The organism is Methylobacterium sp. Leaf469 (assembly GCF_001424745.1).
Classification (GTDB): domain Bacteria; phylum Pseudomonadota; class Alphaproteobacteria; order Rhizobiales; family Beijerinckiaceae; genus Methylobacterium.
Genome location: NZ_LMRE01000034.1, coordinates 476,170 through 495,821 on the forward strand (window position 1 = coordinate 476,170; position 19,652 = coordinate 495,821).

Below are 19,652 nucleotides of genomic sequence, written 5' to 3' on the forward strand. Positions count from 1 at the left end.
TCAGCGCCGCTGCTTGGATTCGGCCGCCCGGCGCAGGGCTTCCGCCATGGCGCCGCCGGTCTCCGCTCCGGCCTTCGGCGGCGGGGCGGCCTGCATCCGTGCGGGGGCCGGGCGCTCCTCGCGCCGGCCGGGGCGGGACGTGTCCGCATCGTCCGACCGCATGGAGAGGGCGATGCGCTTGCGGTTCGGATCGACCTCGACGACGCGCACCTGCACCACGTCGCCGGGTTTGACCACGTCGCGCGGGTCCTTCACGAACCGGTCGGCCAGCATCGAGATGTGCACCAGGCCGTCTTGGTGCACGCCGACATCCACGAACGCGCCGAAGGCGGCGACGTTGGTAACGACCCCCTCCAGGCGCATGCCGGGCTTAAGGTCGGAGATCTTCTCGATACCGTCCTGGAAGGTCGCTGTCCTGAAGGCCGGGCGCGGATCGCGGCCGGGCTTTTCCAGCTCGGAGAGAATGTCGGTGACCGTGGGCAGGCCGAAGGTCGCGTCGGTGAACTTTTTCGGGTCGAGCCCGCGAAGCGTACCCGCATTGCCGATGACCGCCTGGATCGGCTGACCGGCGGCGGCGAGAATCCGGCGCACCACCGGGTAGGCCTCCGGGTGGACGCCCGAGGCGTCGAGGGGATCGGTGCCGTCGCGGATGCGCAGGAAGCCGGCGGCGAGTTCGTAGGCCTTCGGCCCGAGGCCCGCAACCTTCTTGAGGCTGGCGCGGCTGCGGAACGGCCCGTTGGCATCGCGGTGGACGACGATGTTGGAGGCGACCCGCTCGGTGAGACCGGACACCCGGGCGAGCAGGGGCGCGGAAGCGGTGTTCACGTCCACACCCACGCCGTTCACGCAATCCTCCACCACGGCATCGAGGGAGCGGGACAGCTTCCCCTCCGCCAGATCGTGCTGGTACTGCCCGACGCCGATGGCTTTCGGCTCGATCTTCACGAGTTCGGCGAGCGGGTCCTGCAGGCGCCGGGCGATGGAGACGGCGCCGCGGATCGTGACGTCGAGGTCGGGCAGCTCGGCGCTGGCATAGGCCGAGGCCGAGTAGACCGAGGCGCCGGCCTCCGAGACCATCACCTTGGTGAGTTTCAGTTCGGGCTGCTTGGCGATGAGGTCCGCCGCGAGCTTGTCGGTCTCGCGCGACGCCGTTCCGTTGCCGATGGCGACGAGTTCGACGCCGTGCGCGCGGCAGAGCTTGGCGAGCGTCACGAGGGCGCCGTTCCAGTCGCGGCGCGGCTCATGCGGGTAGATCGTATCGGTGGCCACCACCTTGCCGGTGGCATCGACCACCGCGACCTTCACGCCGGTGCGGAAGCCCGGATCGAGGCCGAGGGTCGGGCGGGCGCCCGCGGGCGCCGCCAGCAGTAGGTCGCGCAGGTTTCCGGCGAACACACCGACGGCGCCGGTCTCAGCCACGGCCCACAAGCGCGCGCGCAGGTCCGTGTCGATGCTGGGCTTGAGCTTCGTCCGCCACGTCCGGCGCACGGTGTCCATGAGGAACGCGTCGCCCGGTCGGCCGGCGTCGCGTACGCCAAACGTCTTGGCGATGCGCAGTTCCTGGGCGGAGGGCTGTCCCTTGGCCGGTTCGTCGCCGACGGCGTCGGTCAGGTCGAGGTCGAGCACATCTTCCTTCTCGCCCCGGAAGAGCGCGAGGATGCGGTGCGAGGGCAGGCGGGTGAGGGGCTCGGAGAACGCGAAATAGTCGGCGAACTTCTCGCCCGCCGCCGCCTTGCCCTTCTTCACCGTCGCGACCATCCGGCCACGCTGCCAGCCTGTTTCCCGCAAGGACCCCACCAGTTCCGCGTCCTCGCTGAAGCGCTCCATGAGGATCGACCGCGCGCCCTCCAGGGCGGCGTCGGTGTCGGCGACGCCCTTGCCCGCATCGACATAGCCCTTGGCCGCCGCCTCCGGTGCCTGGTCGGGCCCGGCCAGAAGAGCATCGGCCAGGGGCCCGAGGCCGGCCTCGCGGGCGATCTGCGCCTTGGTGCGGCGCTTCACCCGGAACGGCAGATAGAGGTCCTCCAGCCGCGCCTTGGTGTCGGCGGCGAGGATGCGGGCGCGTAAGGGGGCGTCGAGCTTGCCCTGGGCCTCGATGCTCTCCAGCACCGCCGCGCGCCGCGCTTCGAGGTCGCGCAGGTAGGCGAGGCGCTCCTCCAGGGTGCGCAACTGCGTGTCGTCGAGGGTGCCGGTGACTTCCTTGCGGTAGCGCGCGACGAACGGGACCGTGGCGCCCCCGTCGAGGAGATCGACGGCGGCCTTCACCTGCCACTCGGCCACGCCGAGTTCGGCGGCGAGGATTGCGTTGATGGCGGCCATGCAGCGTCTCCCGGTGGGGCCGGGGTGTCTACAGGTCCGCGCGCCGGACGGTCAAACGGGCATCGCCGTCGCTGGACAACGCCGCGATCCGGGCAGACACTTTCGTCCAAGAACAGACGTCAACAGACGTCTTGCGCCCAAGAACAGACGTCTCGGGGAGGTGGTGATGAAGCTCGGATTTGGGCCGGCCGTGCTGTGGCTCATGCTCCTCGGACCGGCGTCGGCGGAGCCGCCGACCTTCCAGGTCGATCCGGCCTGGCCGAAGGCCCTGCCGAACAACTGGATCATGGGCCAAGCCTCCGGCGTCGCCGTGGATGCCGAGGACCGGATCTGGGTGGTGCAGCGGCCCCGCTCCCTCACGGACGACGAGAAGGCGGCGAGCCTCGACCCGCCGCGCACGAAGTGCTGCGTGCCGGCCCCGCCGGTATTGGTGTTCGATCAGGCCGGTACCCTGATCCGGTCCTGGGGCGGCCCGGGGCAGGGCTACGACTGGCCGCAGAACGAGCACGGCATCCACATCGACCACAAGGGCTTCGTGTGGCTCGCGGGCAACGGCGATCAGGATGGGCTGATCCTGAAGTTCACGCCGGAGGGCAAGTTCGTCCTGCAGATCGGCAAACAGGGTCCGCAGACCAACAGCCTCGACACCACCCGGCTCGGTCGCCCGGCCGCCATGCAGGTGGACCCCGAGACCAACGAACTCTACGTGGCCGACGGCTACTTCAACCACCGGGTCATCGTGTTCGACGCGGAGACCGGCGCGTTCAAGCGGATGTGGGGCGCCTACGGCAAGCCGCCCACCGACGAGGCCCTGCCGCCCTACGATCCGGCCGCCGCGCCGGCCCAGCAATTCCGCAACCCCGTCCACTGCGTCCAGATCGCCCGCGACGGCCTCGTCTACATCTGCGACCGCGCCAACGACCGGGTCCAAGTGTTCCACAAGGACGGCCGCTTCGTGAAGGAGTTCTTCGTCGAGAAGAACACCCTGGCCAACGGCTCGGTCTGGGAACTCGCCCTGTGGCCCGATGCCGAGCAGACCTATCTCCTCAACGCCGACGGAGCCAACAACGAGGTCCGGACCCTGAAACGCGACACCGGCGAGGTCGTGGGCGCCTTCGGCCGCAACGGCCGCATGGCCGGCGACTTCCACTGGGTCCACAACCTCGCCATCGATTCCAAGGGCAACGTGTTCACCACGGAGGTGGACACCGGCAAGCGCGCCCAGAAGTTCGTGTTCCGGGGCGACATGATCCTACGCAAGCGCGCCTCGGCCCCGTGACTCGAACCTGGGCGTTCAGGCCGCCGCGTCCCAGATTTCCGTGACGGCCCTGCCCGACACGAGCAGGCGCGCGCGGAGCACCACGTCGCCGGGCGGGCGGCTGGCGGGCGGGCGCCACTCGACATAGAGCCGCCAGCCCCCGGTCTGGGGCACGAACTCGACCACCGGGTCCACCAGGGTGCCGGCACTGGCCGAGACGTCGGCGGCGAGGGCGGCCGCCGGATCGCGGGGCAGGCCCGGCCCTTCGAAATCCACCACGTAGAGGCGCCGGCCCGGGCTCGGCGGCGTGGTCGGACGCAGGCGTTCGGCCGAGCCGACGCGGGTCGACACCACGCGGGCGAGGGTTCCCGGCACGACGCGCGCCGGCTCCGCGCCCACCGTCGCCAGGGTATAGCGCAGGGCAAGGGGGCGTCCCGCCGCGACGGGGGCGGCCGGCACGAACGCCGCCACGATGTTGTCCATGTACTCCTCGCGCGATGGGATCTCGAAGAGCTGCACCGCACCGGCGCCGAACCCCGCCTCCGGGGTCACCCACAGGCCCGGCCGGTATTCATGACGGGCCTGGACGTCGAGATAGGCGGCAAAATTCCGCTCGCGCTGAAGCAGACCGAACCCGTCGAGGGGATCGACGGCGAAGGCGGAGACCTGCGGATCGCGCCGCCCGTTCACCAGGGGCCGCCACAGCCGGTCGCCCCGGGTGACGACGGCGAGGCCGTCGGAATCGTGGACCTGGGGGCGGAAATCGTCGAAGGGCTCGGCGCCCGGCGCACCCGGCCCGTTCTGCCCGTGGAGGAACATGCTGGTGAGCGGCGCCAGCCCGAGGCGGTCGATGGCGGTTCGCGGGTGGAGCGAGGCTTCGACCCGCAGGGTCGAGGGATCGCCCGGTGCGACGACGAAGCGGTAGGCGCCCGTCAGACTCGGGGATTCGAGGAGCGCCAGTACTTCGAGGGTACGGGCGTCGTCCTTCGGTTCGCAGATCCAGAACGCGGTGAAGTCCGGAAATTCCTCGGCGCCCGGGCCGCCCGTGCGGATGGCCGCCCCCCGCGCCGACAGGCCGTATTCCTGGCCCTTGCCGCGCAAGCGGAAATACGAAGCTCCCAGGAAGACGAGGAATTCCTCCTGGATCGCCGGTCGGGCCTCGTCGAAGGCGTAGTGGAGGCGAAAACCCGCGAAGCCGAGGTCGGCCGGGAAGGTCTGGCCCTGCAACGCGGGGCCGAGGTCGAACAGCTCCGGGCCGTACGCGATGGGCTTCGGCGGCCCCTCCGCCGGCTGGAGGTAGAGGTCCACGCGCTTGGCCTGCAGGAAGCCGCGGTGGAACAGCTGCGCCGAGAAGTGGGTGCCCAGGCGCGGGCTCGCCGCGGGGCGGAACGTGATCCCCCGGTAGCCATCGTAGGTCAGGGTCTTGAGGGTGGGTGGCAGGTCGTCGGCGTGCGGCCGGTACGGGCTGGCGGCGAGCGCCATCGCCCGCTCGGAAAGCTCCGCGAAGGTCATGGCCGTGGTCCGGTCGGAAAGCGGAGCAGCCATCGTTCGGGCACCATTCAGATCGGTGATACTAGGCAGGAGCATGCCCGTGGCCGCGCCGAGCGTCTGCAGGGCTTGCCGCCGCGAGACGGGGCCGGTCGGCCCGTTCCCGTCCCCACCGTTGCCATCGCCCATCGTGTGCCTGTCCCCGTGATCGGGCATCGCTTGGCTCCCCTCGTACGAGAGTCCCGCGCCCCATGTCCCAGCGGTTGTCGCACGACGCTCAGGTTGCCGAAATCCCAGGCGGTGAAATCCCCGGCGGACCGGCTTCGGAGCACTCCCTCCTCGCACGCCGGCTGATGCTGGCCGGGCCTACCCTGGCGACGGCCGCCCTCATCGCGACGCTGGCGGGGATCGCCTACGGCCCGCCCACCGGCTGGCTCGCCGGCTCCGTCCTCGTCCTGTTCTGCCTGGTGATGGCCTGGCAGTCGTTCGTGGCCTGGCAATACGTCTACGGCCTCGTCGCGGACGCCCTCGGCGACCGGGCGAAGTCGGACCTCGAGATCCGCTCCCTGACCGTGCCGGCGATCGCTTCGGGCCGGAGCCGGACGGCCGCCGTGGTGGCCATCCACGCGGAGGACGCCGTCGCGGTGTTCGCGGCCCTCCGGGTCATGGCCCGCTCGCTCCAGCGCGAGGGCGGCGACGGGTCCGACATCGACCTGTTCGTCCTGTCCGACACCCGCGACGGCGCCATCGCGGCGGTGGAGGAGCACGAATTTTCCCGCATCACCGCCTGGGCGGTCCAGAACGGTCCCGGCCTGCCGCATCTGCGCTACCGCCGCCGCCACGACAATGTCGGGCGGAAAGCCGGCAACATCGCCGAGTTCTGCCGGACCTACGGGGCCGAGTACGACTTCATGATCGTGCTCGACGCCGACAGCCTGATGACCGGCGCGGCCATGCGCCGCCTCGCCCGTCTGATGGAGGAGAGCCCCCGCGTCGGCCTGATCCAGACCGTGAGCTACGCCACCGGCCGCGACACCCTGTTCGCCCGCGTCCAGCAATTCGCCGTGCGCCTCTACGCGCCCCTGTCGATCCGCTGCCTGGAAACGTGGCAGGGGCCCGATGGCAGCTACTGGGGGCACAACGCGATTCTGAGGGTCGAGGCCTTCGCCAACAACGCCGAACTCCCCGTCCTGCCCGGCAAGGCGCCGCTGGGCGGCGAGATCCTGTGCCACGACATCGTCGAGGGCGCGCTCCTGCGTCGGGCCGGCTGGGAGGTGCGCTTGCTGCCCGAGATGGGCGGCACCTGGGAGGAGATGCCGACGAACCTCGTCGATCTGCTCGGCCGCGAGCGCCGCTGGTGCCAGGGCAACATGCAGCACCTGCGCGTCGTGCCCATGCCGGGCCTGCGCCCCGCCAGCCGCTGGCACCTCGCCGTCGGCATCCTCTCCTACATGGCCTGCCCGCTCTGGGTGGCGTTCCTGGCGCTCGGCACCGTCCAGGCCGCGACCACCGGCGATCTCGGTCTCCTCGGCTACGGTCTCACCGGCACGGGGGCGGCCGCCCATGGGCTCGCGGCCCTCGTCGTCCTCGTTCTCGCCCTGCCGAAAGCCCTGAGCCTCGGCCACGTCCTCGTCTCGGCGGAGCGCCGGGCGGCCTTCGGCGGCACCGCGTCGCTCCTGAAGAGCGCGGCGCTGGAACAGGTGATCTGGGTGCTGCTCTGGCCGGTGATGACCCTGTTCGCGGCGGGCGCCGTCGCCACCACCTTCGTCGGGCGCGTGGTGCGCTGGGACGTGCAGGTCCGTGACGATCGCCGGGTGCCGTGGGCGGAGGCCTGCCGGCTGCAGGTCGACACCCTGGTGGCCGGTGGCCTCCTCGCCGGCGTGCTCGCCTATGCCGCCGACCCGTGGCTCGCCCTGTGGATGGCGCCCGTGGCCCTCGGCCTCCTGTCGAGCCCGGCCCAGAGCGTGCTGACCAGCCGGGCCGATCTCGGCCGGCGGGCGCAGGACCTGGACCTATTCCTCACCGTCGACGACACGCGGCGCGCGGCCGATCTCGCCGCCCTGGCCCAATCGCGCGGCGGCACCGAGGTCCGGGCGGAACGGCCGAACCTCGCCGAGGTCGCGGACCTCCGGGCCAGCGAAGCCCCGGTGTCCTGAGCGGGCGTCAACGCGCCGGCTTGCCGAGGACTTCGATGGGGTCGGTGCGCTGGCTCGGGGCCGGCTCCTTCGTGACGCTGTCGCCGCCCTGCTTGCCGTCGGACTTCAGCCCCGTTCCGCTGGCGAGTTCGAGACAGGTGACCATTTCCACGTAGGACGGAAACCCTCCGGCATCGAACTGCTTCTCGCACTGGCGCTTGGCCGCCGGCGTGAACTCGCCCCAGCGGCGCTTGACCTCGTCACGGGCCGAACGCTCCGAGCGCAGGCAACCGTCCTTGCTGGCGTTGTCGTTGACGTTGGCCGAGGCGGCGGAGCGGCAGGTCTTCTCGATGTCGAGGTTCGGCGGACCGTCCGCCGCCGAAACGGGCGCCCCCGCGAGCAGCAGGGCCGCGAGGCCGGCAGTGAGGCCGGCAAGCAGGGATCGGGCGTTCGTCATCGCGGGTCTCTCCGGGGGAACTCTCAGCCGACAACGCGAAGCTTCGGCATTGGCCCCGTACGTCCGCGAGGAAAATCACTGCCTGTCCGGGGTGTCGTCCCCCCGCAGGGCCGCGTCGAGATCCCCGAAAAGGTCGTCGACGGCCTCGATACCAACGGATAGGCGCAGGAGATCGGGCGGGCAGGGCGAGCCCGGCCCCTCGACGGAGGCCCGGTGCTCGATGAGGCTCTCGACGCCCCCGAGGGAGGTCGCGCGCTTCCACAGGCGGACCCGGGCGGCGGCGGCGATGGCGGCCTGTTCGCTGGCCGCGATCCGGATCGACAGCATGAAGCCGAAGCCGCCGTCCATCTGGCGCGCGGCGACCGCATGTCCGGGATCGTCGGGCAGGCCCGGATACAGCACGGCGCTCACCGCCGGATGGCTCTCGAGGCGGCGGGCGAGTTCCGCGGCCGAGGCCGATTGGGCGGCGGCCCGGAGGTGCAGGGTGCGTAGGGACCGCATGAGCAGGTAGGCCTCGAACGGTCCGAGGATGGCACCGCCCCCGGCGCGGATCGTCCCGAGCCGCGACCAGAACGCGTCCGCCTCGGCGCCGGCGAGCACGCCCGCGACCACGTCCGAATGCCCGTTGAGGATCTTCGTGGCCGAATGCATCACGATGTCGGCCCCGAGCGTGAGGGGCCGCGTGTGGATTGGCGAGGCGGCGGTGGAATCCACGGCGAGCCGTGCCCCCGCGGCATGGGCGAGGCGGGCGGCGGCGGCGATGTCGGTCACCGTCCAGAGCGGATTGCCCGGCGTCTCGATCCAGACGAGCTTCGTCGTGCCCGGCCGCAGGGCGGCCCGCAGGGCATCGAGATCATCCATGGGGACGAAGTCGATGGCGATGTGCCGGCGCGGCATCTCCTCGCGCAGCCAGCGCTTGAGGGCCCAGTACATCACCAGGGGGGCGACGACGTGGTCGCCGGGCTCCAGGGCGGTGAACACGGCCGTGGCCGCCGCCATGCCGGAGGCGAACAGCATGGCCCCGGCTCGCGCCTCCTCCAGCATCGCGATGACGGCTTCGGCCTCGCGCACGGTGGCGTTGTCGGGCCGGGCGTAGGAGAAGCCCGACGCATAGCCGTTGTCCGGATCGCGCAGGAAGGTGGTCGAGACGTGGAGCGGCGCCACCACGGCCCGGGTCACCGGTTCGATTCGCCCCATGGCCTGGGCCGCGAGGCTGCGGGCCTGGAAGGGGTGGGGCGTGGTTTCGTCCGGCATGGCTCCGGTCCTGTCGTTCGCGGGTCTGGGGGAAGGTGGAGGTCTCCAGGACGCGTTCCTGGCGACGGCACCGGCCCCGTGGCACGGACCCCATGGCACGGACCCGTCGTATGGTCCGAGTCCGGGGCCGGCCTCATGAAACCATGGCCCCTCGAACAGCGTTCCGACGCCAGCCTCCGAAGACCGTGTCGCCCCCGGTAGCCGTGTCGGCCGCTCCGAGACTTGTCGCCCAGAGACACTGAAACCAGGACCCCGAGACGGATGACCGCTACCCTGCATGTGCCCGGCCAGCCGGCCCTGCCCCGCTATCCCCGTCTGGCGGCGGCGATCCTGCCCGTGGTCCTCACGGGCGTGGTCGGGTCGCTCTCGACGGGCTCCAACATCGAGGGCTGGTACGCGAATCTCGCCAAACCGTCCTTCAACCCGCCGAACTGGGCGTTCCCCGTCGCGTGGACGATCCTCTACGGACTCATCGCCTTCTCGGCGTGGCGGCTCCTGGGCGCCAAGCCGCGCACGGGGCCGACCCGGGAGGGCTGGCGGCTGGCGGTGATCGCCTTCGCGGTCCAGCTTGCGCTCAATGCCGCGTGGACCCCAACCTTCTTCGCCGCTCACGCCATCGGCACGGGCGTGGTGGTTTCGGGGGCGATGTTCGTGATGATCCTCTGGACCATCCGCCTGTCCTGGCGCTTCGACCGTGCCGCCGCCGGAGTGCTCGTGCCCTACGCGGCCTGGGTCGGCTTCGCGACGGTTCTGAACTTCGCGCTCTGGCGGCTGAACTGAGCCCTACTCGGCGGCTTCCACGAACACGGTGCCGGCGCGCGGCAGGTCGAGGGTGTCCCAGGTCTCCATGAGCGCCGCCGTCAGCTTGGCGATCCTGGCGTCGTCGTGGAACGGCGAGGGGGTGATGCGCAGGCGCTCTGTGCCGCGCGGCACGGTCGGGTAGTTGATCGGCTGGATGTAGATGGCGTGATGCTCCAGCAGATGGTCGGCCGCCGCCTTGCACAGCTCGGCATCGCCGACCATCACCGGCACGATATGGGTCTGCGTGTGCAGCACCGGCAGGCCGGCGGCCTCGAGGGCGATCTTGGTGCGATTGGCCTGGCGCTGGTGCGCCTCGCGCTCGACGTTCGAGCGCTTGAGGTAGCGGACCGAGGCGCGAGCTGCGGCGGCGATGGCCGGCGGCAGGGCGGTGGTGAAGATGAAGCCCGGCGCGTGGCTGCGCACGGCGTCGCACAGGACGGTGGACCCGGTGATGTAGCCGCCGACGCAGCCATAGCCCTTGGCCAGGGTCCCCTCGATGACGTCGACGCGGTGCATCACCCCGTCGCGCTCGGAGATGCCGCCGCCGCGCGGGCCGTAGAGTCCGACGGCGTGCACCTCGTCGAGGTAGGTCATGGCGCCGTAGCTCTCGGCGAGGTCGCAGATGGCTCCAATGTCGGAGACGTCGCCGTCCATGGAATAGACGCTCTCGAAGGCGATCAGCTTCGGGCGATCGCCCGCCGCGATGAGGAGCTCTTCGAGGTGGGCGAGATCGTTATGGCGGAAGATGCGCTTCTCGCAGCCCGAATGGCGCACGCCCTCGATCATCGAATTGTGGTTGAACGCGTCCGACAGGATCAGGCAGTTCGGCAGCAGCTTGGCGATGGTCGAGATGCCGGCCTGGTTCGAGACGTAGCCCGAGGTGAAGACGAGGCCCGCCTCCTTGCCGTGCAGGTCGGCGAGTTCGCGCTCGAGGTCCACCAGGGGGGAATTGTTGCCGGCGATGTTGCGGGTGCCGCCGGCGCCCACGCCGCAGCGCGCCGCCGTCTGGGTCATGGCGCCGACCACGTCGGGGTGCTGGCCCATGCCGAGGTAGTCGTTCGAACACCACACGGTGATCTCGGAGGTGCCGCCGTCGGGCTTGCGCCAATGCGCCGTGGGGAAGCGTCCGGCAATGCGCTCGATATCGGCGAAGACGCGATAGCGGCGCTCGGTGTGGAGGTGGTCGAGGGCGGTGCGGAAGTAGGCGTCGTAATCGGCTTGGGTCCGACCCGGACGGGTCTTCTGGATCTTGCGGCTCTCGGTGATCTCGCTCGTCGCGGGCATCCGGTTCACGGGCATCCGTCCTTCACGCTTGGGCTGATTGGCCGGCGGTGGGATCGCGGCCTCTGGCGGGGTCGTTTCCGCGCGGACCCTCTTGCCAGACGGGGTCTTCGCGATTGGTTTTAGCAAAGTGTCGTCACCGCCTGTTCGGGAGACAGCGAACGCTCCGCGTCGTGGCTGGCTTCCCCAGCGCGGACGGCACGATACAGGCGAACTTGGAATTGGTTCAAGTCGACAACCGCAGCCCTGGTCTGCAGCTTGACGGTGCCGCCAGGTCAGGCCGCCTGATAGGCGCCGTCGTCGTGGCGATGCGTCGCGTGGGAGCCGCTCCGTCCGGGTTTCGCGGCAGGACGCCGATGCGACGATCGAAAAATCGGCTTCCCATCGAAGCCGCGAGCGGATTGAAGCGTTGGCGTGCCACCCCGAGGCCGCTTGGAGAACCATGACCGATCAGACGGACAGGCGGGCCGAGCGCCTCAAGGCGGCCCTGCGGGAGAATCTCCGACGCCGCAAGGCGCAGGTGCGCGGTCGCTCCGAGGCGCCGGACGGCAGGGTTCGGGACGGGATCGGACCCACGCCCCCGGATCCTCCCGATCCGTCCGATGCGAATTCGCCGGACGCCAGTCCGCCGGATGGCGATCCGCCGCAACCCTCCGAGGGCGATCCGGCCTGAGCTGGGCCGCAATCCCTTTTCCGACAAAACTCGCGTATACGCCGGCTCAACGACATGGAAGGCGGGCCGCGGGCTCTCCGCGAGACCGGTCCGAACGTCCCCCGGGGGCGGGACCAGAGCGTAAGGTTGGACAGCAATGGACCGCATCACCATCATCGGCGGCAGGCCGCTCAACGGCGTGATCCCGATCTCGGGTGCCAAGAACGCCGCGCTGCCCCTGATGATCGCCAGCCTGATGACCGGCGAGACCCTGGAGCTCGGCAACGTGCCGCGGCTCGCCGACATCAACGCGCTCCTGCGCATCCTCGGCAACCACGGCGTCGACCACATGGTGGTGGGCAAGCGTCCCGGCCAGACCACCGAGACCGGCCAGACCATCCGGCTCACCGCCTCGAACGTCATCGACACCACGGCGCCCTACGAACTCGTCTCGACCATGCGGGCGAGCTTCTGGGTGATCGCGCCCCTGCTGGCGCGCTTCGGCGAGGCCCGCGTCTCCATGCCGGGCGGCTGCGCCATCGGCACGCGGCCCGTCGACCTGCTGCTGATGGCGCTCGAGCGCCTCGGCGCCACCGTCGAGGTCGACGGCGGCTACGTGGTGGCGAAGGCCAAGAACGGTCTTCGCGGGGGTGAGATCCACTTCCCCAAGGTCACGGTCGGCGGCACCCACGTGGCGCTGATGGCGGCGGCGCTCGCCAACGGCTCGACCCTCATCGAGAACGCCGCACGCGAGCCCGAGGTCGTCGATCTCGCGGCCTGCCTCACCAAGATGGGGGCCCGGATCGAGGGCGCTGGTACGCCGCGCATCACCATCGAGGGTGTCTCGCGCCTGCACGGCGCCCGCCACGACGTGCTGCCCGACCGGATCGAGACCGGGACCTACGCCATGGCGGTGGCGATGACCGGCGGCGACGTCACCCTGGAGAACACCCGGGCCGACCTGCTGCACTCGGCCCTCGACGTGCTGTCGACCACGGGCGCCGAGATCACGGTAGGCACCGACACCATCCGCATCCGCCGCAACGGCGGCGGCATCGCGGCCGTCGATGTCACCACCGATCCGTTCCCGGGCTTTCCCACGGACCTGCAGGCGCAGTTCATGGCCCTGATGACCCTGGCCAAGGGCCAGTCCAACATCCGCGAGACCATCTTCGAGAACCGCTTCATGCACGTGCAGGAGCTTGCACGCCTCGGCGCCAGGATCCGCCTCGAAGGCGATCTCGCCATCGTGGAGGGCGTCGAGCGTCTCAAGGGAGCGCCCGTCATGGCGACGGATCTGCGCGCCTCGGTGTCGCTGGTCATCGCCGGGCTCGCGGCCGAGGGTGAGACCAGCATCAACCGGGTCTACCATCTCGATCGCGGCTTCGAGGCCCTGGAGGCCAAGCTCGCGCGCTGCGGCGCCGAGATCACCCGCGTCCGCTCGTAGGTGAGGCGCGCCGGCCCCGACGGGCCGGCGCGGAATGATCAGCCGCCGACGGCGCCGCGCTTGAAACCGAAGCCGGGAATCTCGCAGCCGCAGGGGGCGTTGTAGGGCGCGGGCCGCGTGCCGCAATTGCCGCGCGCGGTGACGCAGATGCTGCCGCCGCGTCCGCCGCGGGGACGTCCGTCGAAGCGATCGTCGTAGCGGTCACGGCGGCGCTCGTAGCGGTCCTCGTCGTAGCGGCGCTCGAAACGCCGGGGACGGTCGTCGTCGTAGCCGCCGCCGTAATACTGAGCCTTGGCCTCGAACGCGCCGAGGCCGGTACCGAGGGTCGCGGCCGTCGCGATCGCCAGGAGAATGCGCTTCACCGAACTGTCCTTTCCGTCATCCCCGTCGCCCGAGCCGACGTGTTCGCCGATGGGTCGCGGGGGCCGAGCTTGGAGGGTCTCGGGGACGAGACCTAGACCGATGCGGATGAACGACGGCTGAGACCTCTCGTTCCACGCCGCCCCGCGCCACGCCGTCCCGCGCCACGCCGTCCCGCGCCCCGTCGTACGAACGCCCGCGCGCCCATGGTTGCCGTGGGCCGACGGCCTCGCTACCTACGGGACGCAAGAGTTGCCATGTTCCGGGATCGGCCCGGTTCAATCCGAAGAGCGCGACACCCCGCCATGGAGCTTCTGAAGCTCGCCGCCCTCGATGCCGACGACCTCGCGGTGATCTCGGCTCACCTGCAGGACGCGATCCTGCGGGCCGAGGATCTGGCCTATCTCACCGACACCCATCGTTTCGTGCTGGTGGCCCGGCGGTTCGACTGGTCGACGGAGGAGGGGACGGCGCCGCGTCGACGCCTGACGGGCGTGCATTTCGAGCGGGTGCTCGGCGTGCGCAGCCGCGGCATCGTACCGGGCGCGTCGTCCGACACCCCCCTCGAACTCCTGGCCGTCACCTTCACGCCGGGCGAGGCTCCGTCCGGCACCGCCACCCTGATCTTCGCCGGCAATGCCGCGATCCAGCTCGACCTCGAATGCATCGAGGTGCGCATGAAGGATCTCGGACCCGTCTGGGAGGTCGATGGCCGACCCGATCACGAGGCCGTCGCCGCCGCCCGCGCCGCCGTCGAGGGACGCAACGCATGATCCGCCTCCATTCCGGCGCCGCCGATTTCGCGGACAGCTTCGCCCGCCTGCTCACGGTGAAGCGCGAGATCTCGGAGGATGTCGACGAGACCGTTCGGGGCATCATCGCGGGCGTGGTCGCGGGCGGCGACGCGGCCCTCGTCGACTACACCCGCCGCTTCGACCGCGTCGGCGAGGCGTTCACCACCGCGACCCTGCGGGTGACGGCCGATGAGATCCGGGCCGCCATCGCCGCGTGTCCGGCCGACGCCCTGGAAGCCCTGCGCTTCGCCGCCACCCGCATCGAAGCCTTCCATGCAGGCCAGGTGCCGGGCGACCACATGGGCACGGACGCCCTCGGGGTCACCAGCGGCTGGCGCTGGACCGGCCTCGAATCCGTCGGCCTCTACGTACCCGGCGGGACGGCGAGCTATCCCTCCTCGGTGCTGATGAACGCGATTCCGGCCCGCGTCGCCGGGGTGCCGCGCGTCGTCATGGTGGTGCCGATGCCGGAGGGGGCGATGAACCCCCTCGTGCTCGCCGCCGCCGATCTCGCCGGCGTCCACGAGGTCTACCGTGTCGGCGGTGCCCAGGCCGTGGCGGCCCTGGCCTACGGAACCGAGACCATCGCGCCCGTGGCCAAGATCGTCGGGCCGGGCAATGCCTGGGTCGCGGCGGCCAAGCGCCGGGTGTTCGGGCAGGTCGGCATCGACATGATCGCCGGCCCGTCCGAGGTGCTGATCCTCGCCGATTCCCACGCCAATCCGGACTGGGTCGCGGCCGACCTTCTCGCTCAGGCCGAGCACGACGAGGCCGCCCAATCGATCCTCATCACCGATTCGGCCGAGCTTGCCGACGCCGTCGAGCAGGCCGTCGAGCGCGCCCTGGTCACCCTGCCGCGTGAGAAGATCGCCCGGGCGAGCTGGCGTGATTACGGCGCCATCGTCGTGGTGCGGAACTTCGACGAGGCGGTGCCCCTGGTCGACCGCCTAGCGCCCGAGCACCTCGAGATCGAGACGGACGATGCCGAGGCCTTGGCCGCGAAGGTGCGCAACGCCGGGGCGATCTTCCTCGGCTCGCACACGCCGGAGGCCATCGGCGACTATGTCGGCGGCCCCAATCACGTCCTGCCGACGGCGCGCTCGGCGCGGTTTTCGTCCGGGCTCGGCGTCCTCGACTTCATGAAGCGCACGACGATCCTGCGCTGCGACCCCGAGAGCCTGCGGGCGCTCGGACCCTCGGCCATCGCCCTCGGACGGTCGGAGGGTCTCGAAGGCCACGCCCGCTCGGTGGCCATCCGCCTGAACCTGTGAGGCGATGATGCCCGGCGCGGCCAAATCCACGGAGCCGAAATCTCCCAACCGCCTCGTGGCGGTGACCCTCGACGAGGAGTCCATCGGCCGGGGCAACCCCGACCAGGAGCACGAGCGCGCCATCGCGATCTTCGACATCCTCGAAGAGAACAGCTTCGCGATTCCGGGGCGCGAGGGGCCGTTCGCCCTCACCCTGGGGCTGGTCGAGAGCAAGCTCGCCTTCGCGATCCGCCAGGAATCCGGCGATCCGGTGATGACGCACCTCCTGTCGCTGACCCCGTTCCGGCGGGTGATCCGCGATTACGAGATGATCTGCGAGAGCTACTACAACGCCATCAAGACGGCCTCGCCGACCCAGATCGAGGCCATCGACATGGGGCGGCGCGGCCTGCACAACGAAGCCTCGGACCTGTTGAAGCAGCGCCTTGAAGGCAAGGTCGACCTCGACCACCAGACCGCGCGGCGCCTGTTCACCCTGGTCTTTGCCTTGCATTGGAAGGCCTGAGCGGCGCTCTCCCGAACGTGACGTCCATCGCGCGGCAGCCGCACCCCGAAGGCTTCGTGCGTCCACCAAGACCTCGTCCACCAAGATATCGTTCACTAAGACCTGGAGCCGTCGACTCCAGCGCCCGGAGACAGTGACCGGATGGCGGACGAGGCCGGCCCGAAGAAGCGTGTCCAATCCGCCCTGTTCATGTGCAACTTCAACGCCGTGCGCTCGCTGGCGGCGGAGGCCATCGCGCGCCACTACTTCGGCAAGTCGATCTACGTGCAGTCGGCCGGGGTCCGCTCGGGCGAGCCCGCCGATCCGTTCATGGTGGCCGCGCTGGACGAGATCGGCATCGATGCGACGCGCCACAAGCCGCGGACGCTCGCCGAACTCGAGGAGTGGGAGGGGCTGAACTTCGACCTCATCGTTACCCTGGCGCCCGAGGCCCACCACGCCGCCCTGGAGCTCACCCGCACCAACGCCGTGGAGGTGGAGTACTGGCCGACGCCCGACCCGACGAACTTTCACGAAGGCTCCCGCGACCAGCGCCTCGACGGCTATCGCGACGTGCGCGACGGCCTGATCTACCGCATCAAGTCGCGGCTGAAGGGATGAGTCGTCGGATCGAGGTCACGGGTCCGTAGCTCTTCTCCAGGATGCGGGCGACGGCGTCGCGCAGCGGCTCCACCGCCACCGCCATGTGGAAGCCGTTGGCGTGGATGAGCCGGGTGGCATCGAGCATCAGCCCGACATGGCCGCGCCAGAACACGAGGTCGCCGCGCGCGAGCCCGTCGAGGCCGGGGGGGAGGGCTGCACCGAGACCGCCCTCCTGCTGGTCGGCGTCGCGGGGCGCCGCGATCCCGGCGAGGTCGAGGCAGAGCTGGACGAGGCCCGAGCAATCGAGGCCGAGGCTGGTGCGGCCACCCCAGAGGTAGGGGGTTCCGACGAGACGTTCGGCGGTGGCGGCGAAATCCGTGTCCGTCCGATCAAGGGCGGCGCAATGGCCGGCGAAGACATGGTTGCCCGTGGCGAGGCGGAGATACCCGCCCGCTTCGCCCACCACCGACAGGCGGGCGCCGAGGGTGAGGTATCCGGTGGCGGGGAGCTTCAGGTCGGGGCCGGGATACAGGAAGGTCCGCAGGGCCGTGACCCGATGCGTCGGCGCGGGATCGACCGGCCCGAGGGCGGCCTCCGCCAGGTAGCCGACATAGCCGTCGTGTCCGAGTCGGACCCAGGCGAAGCCTTCCTCGGCCTCGTAGAGGGTCACCGCGTCGCCCATCACCGCCTCGGTGTCGACGGCGGCATCGAACCGGGGCGCACGCCGCAGGGGGGCCGACGGCACCACCACCCGGCGGGCCTCGCCCACGACGTATTGGGCCGCCGCGATCCTGCCGCGCAGGCGGATGTCGGCTAGATCGGGTCGGGCCGGGATGAGGCGCGGGTCGGAGAGATCGGCAAGGTCGTCGAGCATGACCACTTATCCGTCGCGCCGTTGGTGGCCGCAACGGTGCGTCATTTCGACACGTCTCGAAAGGCGGTTTGCGGCCGGCGCATCCTTTGCGTGGAAACCGAAGCGTCCGGCTCCGTGAACTCAATTCCCCAGCGATGTCCGCGACGCAACCGCCGAACGCGATTTTGTGCACTGCACATAGCCTGTCCGCGGCGTATGGTGATGGAATGCCGAGCGCGAGTCCTGCCGTGAAGAAGACCCCGAAATCCTTCAAGGACCTGCCGCCGATCCGCGTGCGCCGGGAGCCACCGACGATTCCGGAGGCGGTGGCCGCCGCGCAGGATCTCGCCGACGAGGTCGAGCATCAGGTCGAGATCGCCGCCGGCCTGATCGGCCTGCCTGCCGACGAGATCCGCCCGCATGTCCTGGCCGCCGCGAAGGCCAAGCCCGAACGGATGCCCGAACGCATCCTGACGGCCGGCAGCCCGAACCGTGCGCCGCGTACGGTGATCGTCGAGCGCCGCACCCGTCCGCCCGTCATCGTCGAGCGGCGCGGGCGTCCGCCCTTGAGCCGGTAGGTTCGGACCGCCCCGGTCGCTCGGGGCGATCGGTCCTCGACCACCAGTCGAGCGTCTCGACTACCAGTCGAGCGTCTTGCCAGTGTAGTCGACGTAGACGCAGCCGGTCTGGCCGAGGCGGCCCTCGATGACGTCGGACATGCCGGTGACGCTGGTGGCGACGTCGATGTCCGCGTCCGCCCCGCCCATCTCGGTGCGGACCCAGCCCGGATGCATCAGCATCACGCCGAAGCCGGCGTCGCGGTGGCGGACCTCGAAGCTGCGGGCCAGCGTGTTCAGCGCCGCCTTGCTCGCCCGGTAATTCTCCCAGCCGCCCGATTCGTTGAGGCCGACGCTGCCGAGGACCGAACTCATGAAGGCGACGAGGCCCTTCGGCGCGAGCCGGTCGAGGAAGGCTTCGGCGAAGCGGATCGGGCTCACCGCATTGGTGAGGTAGACCTGGGCCGCCACGTCGCGCGGAACGGCGTGGAGCGGTTCATGCGCCTGCGTCGCGACGCCGGCGACCACGAAGATCAGGTCGTAGCGTTCGCCCGACAGGGTTTCGCGGAGGGACGCGACGGCGCCATCGTCGTCGATATCGGCGGTCTCGATGCGCAATGCGTCGGACGACAGGGCTGCGAGCCCCGGCGCGGTCGAACGCTGGGTGGCGGTGACCCGCCAGCCGCGCTGTAGGAACGTCTCGACGAGGCCGAGACCGAGGCCGCGCGAGGCCCCGACGATGAGTGCGTTCTTCTGGTCTGCCATGGTGTTCGATCCTCACGGTCCGGGATCGTGGCCAGGGCGGAGCCTGGTCGCGCGTGGACCCGATGCGTCTGAGGTCGGTCGCGGATCATCCTGCGGCAATGCGCCGGGACGCCTTGGAGGTGCGCAGGCGCACGCGGTATTGGGCCATCAATCGGCGGTCTGTACCGACCATGTGGCGTGGGTGACGAGGGGCATGCGTTCGAGGGCCGTCGTCACGGCGTCGAGTTCGGCCGCCGCCACCGCCGTGGCGACGAGGGTCGCCACCACCTCGACGGTGTCCTCGCCGCGCTCCACCACTTCGATCCCGCCGACGGGGTAGTTCGCCGCCTCGAGGCGTTCGACGAGAAGGTCTCGCGCGGGGCCGACGGACTCCGCCTGCACGGTCACTTGGACCTCGTAGGTCGCCTCCGTCTGGCTCTCGTCGATCGGCGCCCGGTTGATCGCGTTGACCAGGGGGCGCAGCAAGGTGTTGCCGGCGAGCACGGTCGCCGTGACGAAGGCGGCTTCCAGGGGGAAGTCCGCGCCCGCGAAGGCGCCGACGGCGGCCGAGCACCACAGGGTCGCTGCCGTGTTGAGGCCACGCACGTTCATGCCCTCCTTCATGATCACGCCGGCGCCGAGGAAGCCGACACCGGAGATCACGTAGGCCACCGTGCGGGTGCCGCCGGCCGCCCCCTCCAGGCGCATGCCGAGATCGACGAAGGCGGCCGCCCCCACGGCCACGAGGACGTTGGTGCGCAGGCCCGCCGTGCGCTGCCGATACTGCCGCTCGGCTCCGATGAGGGTGCCGAGTGCGAAGGCGACGATGAGGCTGACGGCGGAATTGACGAATTCGGGGAGCGGCGAGGACAGGAGCATGCCGTGTCATCGCGA

Annotated in this window: 19 protein-coding genes; 10 read left to right on the forward strand and 9 right to left on the reverse strand. The window is 70.5% G+C overall.

What is annotated here, in order from left to right; all coding sequences use genetic code 11:
* Positions 1 to 2,319 (reverse strand): Tex family protein, encoded by a 2,319-nt coding sequence (locus ASG60_RS16300; RefSeq protein WP_056386598.1) that lies wholly within the window; start codon positions 2,317 to 2,319, stop codon positions 1 to 3.
* Between the two features lie 166 nt (positions 2,320 to 2,485).
* Here ASG60_RS16300 and ASG60_RS16305 point away from each other — a divergent pair, with 166 nt between their 5' ends.
* The gene (locus ASG60_RS16305; protein WP_056386600.1) at positions 2,486 to 3,598 is read left to right on the forward strand and encodes a hypothetical protein; all 1,113 of its coding nucleotides are present in this window, start codon (positions 2,486 to 2,488) and stop codon (positions 3,596 to 3,598) included.
* A 15-nt stretch (positions 3,599 to 3,613) separates the two neighbouring features.
* On the opposite strand, the gene ASG60_RS16310 is transcribed toward ASG60_RS16305, so the two are convergent.
* Entirely contained in the window at positions 3,614 to 5,089 is a 1,476-nt protein-coding gene (locus tag ASG60_RS16310) for a glucan biosynthesis protein (protein ID WP_056386743.1), read from the reverse strand.
* A 227-nt stretch (positions 5,090 to 5,316) separates the two neighbouring features.
* On the opposite strand from ASG60_RS16310, the gene mdoH reads away from it, so the two are divergent.
* Positions 5,317 to 7,221, forward strand: coding sequence for a glucans biosynthesis glucosyltransferase MdoH (gene mdoH / locus ASG60_RS16315; protein ID WP_082531784.1), 1,905 nt, complete (start codon positions 5,317 to 5,319; stop codon positions 7,219 to 7,221).
* Positions 7,222 to 7,228: 7 nt separating this feature from the next.
* On the opposite strand, the gene ASG60_RS16320 is transcribed toward mdoH, so the two are convergent.
* Positions 7,229 to 7,657, reverse strand: a complete 429-nt coding sequence (locus ASG60_RS16320) for a hypothetical protein (RefSeq protein WP_056386602.1) — start codon at positions 7,655 to 7,657, stop codon at positions 7,229 to 7,231.
* 75 nt (positions 7,658 to 7,732) lie between these two features.
* Positions 7,733 to 8,911 (reverse strand): aminotransferase class V-fold PLP-dependent enzyme, encoded by a 1,179-nt coding sequence (locus tag ASG60_RS16325; protein WP_056386604.1) that lies wholly within the window; start codon positions 8,909 to 8,911, stop codon positions 7,733 to 7,735.
* Between the two features lie 261 nt (positions 8,912 to 9,172).
* On the opposite strand from ASG60_RS16325, the gene ASG60_RS16330 reads away from it, so the two are divergent.
* Positions 9,173 to 9,691: a TspO/MBR family protein gene (locus ASG60_RS16330; protein ID WP_056306257.1), complete on the forward strand. Its 519-nt coding sequence runs from the start codon at positions 9,173 to 9,175 to the stop codon at positions 9,689 to 9,691.
* A 3-nt stretch (positions 9,692 to 9,694) separates the two neighbouring features.
* Here ASG60_RS16330 and hemA read toward each other — a convergent pair whose 3' ends face one another.
* Positions 9,695 to 11,011 (reverse strand): 5-aminolevulinate synthase, encoded by a 1,317-nt coding sequence (gene hemA / locus ASG60_RS16335; protein ID WP_056386606.1) that lies wholly within the window; start codon positions 11,009 to 11,011, stop codon positions 9,695 to 9,697.
* 424 nt (positions 11,012 to 11,435) lie between these two features.
* Between hemA and ASG60_RS16340 the strand changes: the two genes are divergently transcribed.
* Both ASG60_RS16340 and murA read left to right on the forward strand, forming a co-directional pair.
* Positions 11,436 to 11,666 (forward strand): hypothetical protein, encoded by a 231-nt coding sequence (locus tag ASG60_RS16340; protein ID WP_056386610.1) that lies wholly within the window; start codon positions 11,436 to 11,438, stop codon positions 11,664 to 11,666.
* A gap of 136 nt (positions 11,667 to 11,802) precedes the next feature.
* Positions 11,803 to 13,092, forward strand: a complete 1,290-nt coding sequence (gene murA / locus ASG60_RS16345; RefSeq protein ID WP_056172677.1) for a UDP-N-acetylglucosamine 1-carboxyvinyltransferase — start codon at positions 11,803 to 11,805, stop codon at positions 13,090 to 13,092.
* A 38-nt stretch (positions 13,093 to 13,130) separates the two neighbouring features.
* On the opposite strand, the gene ASG60_RS16350 is transcribed toward murA, so the two are convergent.
* Positions 13,131 to 13,445, reverse strand: coding sequence for a hypothetical protein (locus tag ASG60_RS16350; protein WP_056267120.1), 315 nt, complete (start codon positions 13,443 to 13,445; stop codon positions 13,131 to 13,133).
* Between the two features lie 312 nt (positions 13,446 to 13,757).
* Between ASG60_RS16350 and ASG60_RS16355 the strand changes: the two genes are divergently transcribed.
* From ASG60_RS16355 to ASG60_RS16370, 4 genes are all read left to right on the forward strand, one after another.
* Positions 13,758 to 14,225, forward strand: coding sequence for a DUF2948 family protein (locus tag ASG60_RS16355; protein WP_056172680.1), 468 nt, complete (start codon positions 13,758 to 13,760; stop codon positions 14,223 to 14,225).
* Entirely contained in the window at positions 14,222 to 15,517 is a 1,296-nt protein-coding gene (gene hisD, locus ASG60_RS16360) for a histidinol dehydrogenase (protein ID WP_056172684.1), read from the forward strand. Before ASG60_RS16355 ends, hisD begins: the two co-directional genes overlap by 4 nt.
* A 7-nt stretch (positions 15,518 to 15,524) precedes the next feature.
* A complete protein-coding gene (locus tag ASG60_RS16365; protein ID WP_056386746.1) occupies positions 15,525 to 16,022 on the forward strand; it encodes a UPF0262 family protein in 498 nt (165 codons plus the stop codon).
* Between the two features lie 141 nt (positions 16,023 to 16,163).
* Entirely contained in the window at positions 16,164 to 16,622 is a 459-nt protein-coding gene (locus ASG60_RS16370) for a low molecular weight phosphatase family protein (protein WP_056172687.1), read from the forward strand.
* On the opposite strand, the gene ASG60_RS16375 is transcribed toward ASG60_RS16370, so the two are convergent.
* Positions 16,600 to 17,478 carry an NlpC/P60 family protein gene (locus ASG60_RS16375; RefSeq protein WP_056386611.1) on the reverse strand — a complete coding sequence of 293 codons (879 nt, stop codon included), beginning with the start codon at positions 17,476 to 17,478 and terminating at the stop codon, positions 16,600 to 16,602. The genes ASG60_RS16370 and ASG60_RS16375 overlap by 23 nt on opposite strands.
* Positions 17,479 to 17,705: 227 nt before the next feature.
* Here ASG60_RS16375 and ASG60_RS16380 point away from each other — a divergent pair, with 227 nt between their 5' ends.
* Positions 17,706 to 18,035: a hypothetical protein gene (locus ASG60_RS16380; protein ID WP_244473084.1), complete on the forward strand. Its 330-nt coding sequence runs from the start codon at positions 17,706 to 17,708 to the stop codon at positions 18,033 to 18,035.
* Positions 18,036 to 18,095: 60 nt separating this feature from the next.
* Here the strand turns inward: ASG60_RS16380 and ASG60_RS16385 are convergent, their stop codons facing one another.
* Positions 18,096 to 18,779, reverse strand: coding sequence for an SDR family oxidoreductase (locus ASG60_RS16385; RefSeq protein ID WP_056266819.1), 684 nt, complete (start codon positions 18,777 to 18,779; stop codon positions 18,096 to 18,098).
* Between the two features lie 147 nt (positions 18,780 to 18,926).
* Positions 18,927 to 19,637, reverse strand: coding sequence for an MgtC/SapB family protein (locus ASG60_RS16390; protein ID WP_056386613.1), 711 nt, complete (start codon positions 19,635 to 19,637; stop codon positions 18,927 to 18,929).
* Positions 19,638 to 19,652: the final 15 nt, after the last annotated feature.

What these genes read in the sequence shown, in the direction of transcription:
- hisD (WP_056172684.1), top strand. Translation starts at nt 14,222, where the DNA reads ATGATCCGCCTCCATTCCGGCGCCGCCGATTTCGCGGACAGCTTCGCC.
- hemA (WP_056386606.1), bottom strand. Translation starts at nt 11,011, where the DNA reads ATGCCCGTGAACCGGATGCCCGCGACGAGCGAGATCACCGAGAGCCGC.
- ASG60_RS16310 (WP_056386743.1), bottom strand. Translation starts at nt 5,089, where the DNA reads ATGACCTTCGCGGAGCTTTCCGAGCGGGCGATGGCGCTCGCCGCCAGC.
- ASG60_RS16365 (WP_056386746.1), top strand. Translation starts at nt 15,525, where the DNA reads ATGCCCGGCGCGGCCAAATCCACGGAGCCGAAATCTCCCAACCGCCTC.
- ASG60_RS16370 (WP_056172687.1), top strand. Translation starts at nt 16,164, where the DNA reads ATGGCGGACGAGGCCGGCCCGAAGAAGCGTGTCCAATCCGCCCTGTTC.
- ASG60_RS16385 (WP_056266819.1), bottom strand. Translation starts at nt 18,779, where the DNA reads ATGGCAGACCAGAAGAACGCACTCATCGTCGGGGCCTCGCGCGGCCTC.
- ASG60_RS16325 (WP_056386604.1), bottom strand. Translation starts at nt 8,911, where the DNA reads ATGCCGGACGAAACCACGCCCCACCCCTTCCAGGCCCGCAGCCTCGCG.
- ASG60_RS16340 (WP_056386610.1), top strand. Translation starts at nt 11,436, where the DNA reads ATGACCGATCAGACGGACAGGCGGGCCGAGCGCCTCAAGGCGGCCCTG.
- ASG60_RS16375 (WP_056386611.1), bottom strand. Translation starts at nt 17,478, where the DNA reads ATGCTCGACGACCTTGCCGATCTCTCCGACCCGCGCCTCATCCCGGCC.
- ASG60_RS16300 (WP_056386598.1), bottom strand. Translation starts at nt 2,319, where the DNA reads ATGGCCGCCATCAACGCAATCCTCGCCGCCGAACTCGGCGTGGCCGAG.
- ASG60_RS16330 (WP_056306257.1), top strand. Translation starts at nt 9,173, where the DNA reads ATGACCGCTACCCTGCATGTGCCCGGCCAGCCGGCCCTGCCCCGCTAT.
- murA (WP_056172677.1), top strand. Translation starts at nt 11,803, where the DNA reads ATGGACCGCATCACCATCATCGGCGGCAGGCCGCTCAACGGCGTGATC.
- ASG60_RS16305 (WP_056386600.1), top strand. Translation starts at nt 2,486, where the DNA reads ATGAAGCTCGGATTTGGGCCGGCCGTGCTGTGGCTCATGCTCCTCGGA.
- ASG60_RS16320 (WP_056386602.1), bottom strand. Translation starts at nt 7,657, where the DNA reads ATGACGAACGCCCGATCCCTGCTTGCCGGCCTCACTGCCGGCCTCGCG.
- ASG60_RS16390 (WP_056386613.1), bottom strand. Translation starts at nt 19,637, where the DNA reads ATGCTCCTGTCCTCGCCGCTCCCCGAATTCGTCAATTCCGCCGTCAGC.
- ASG60_RS16355 (WP_056172680.1), top strand. Translation starts at nt 13,758, where the DNA reads ATGGAGCTTCTGAAGCTCGCCGCCCTCGATGCCGACGACCTCGCGGTG.
- mdoH (WP_082531784.1), top strand. Translation starts at nt 5,317, where the DNA reads ATGTCCCAGCGGTTGTCGCACGACGCTCAGGTTGCCGAAATCCCAGGC.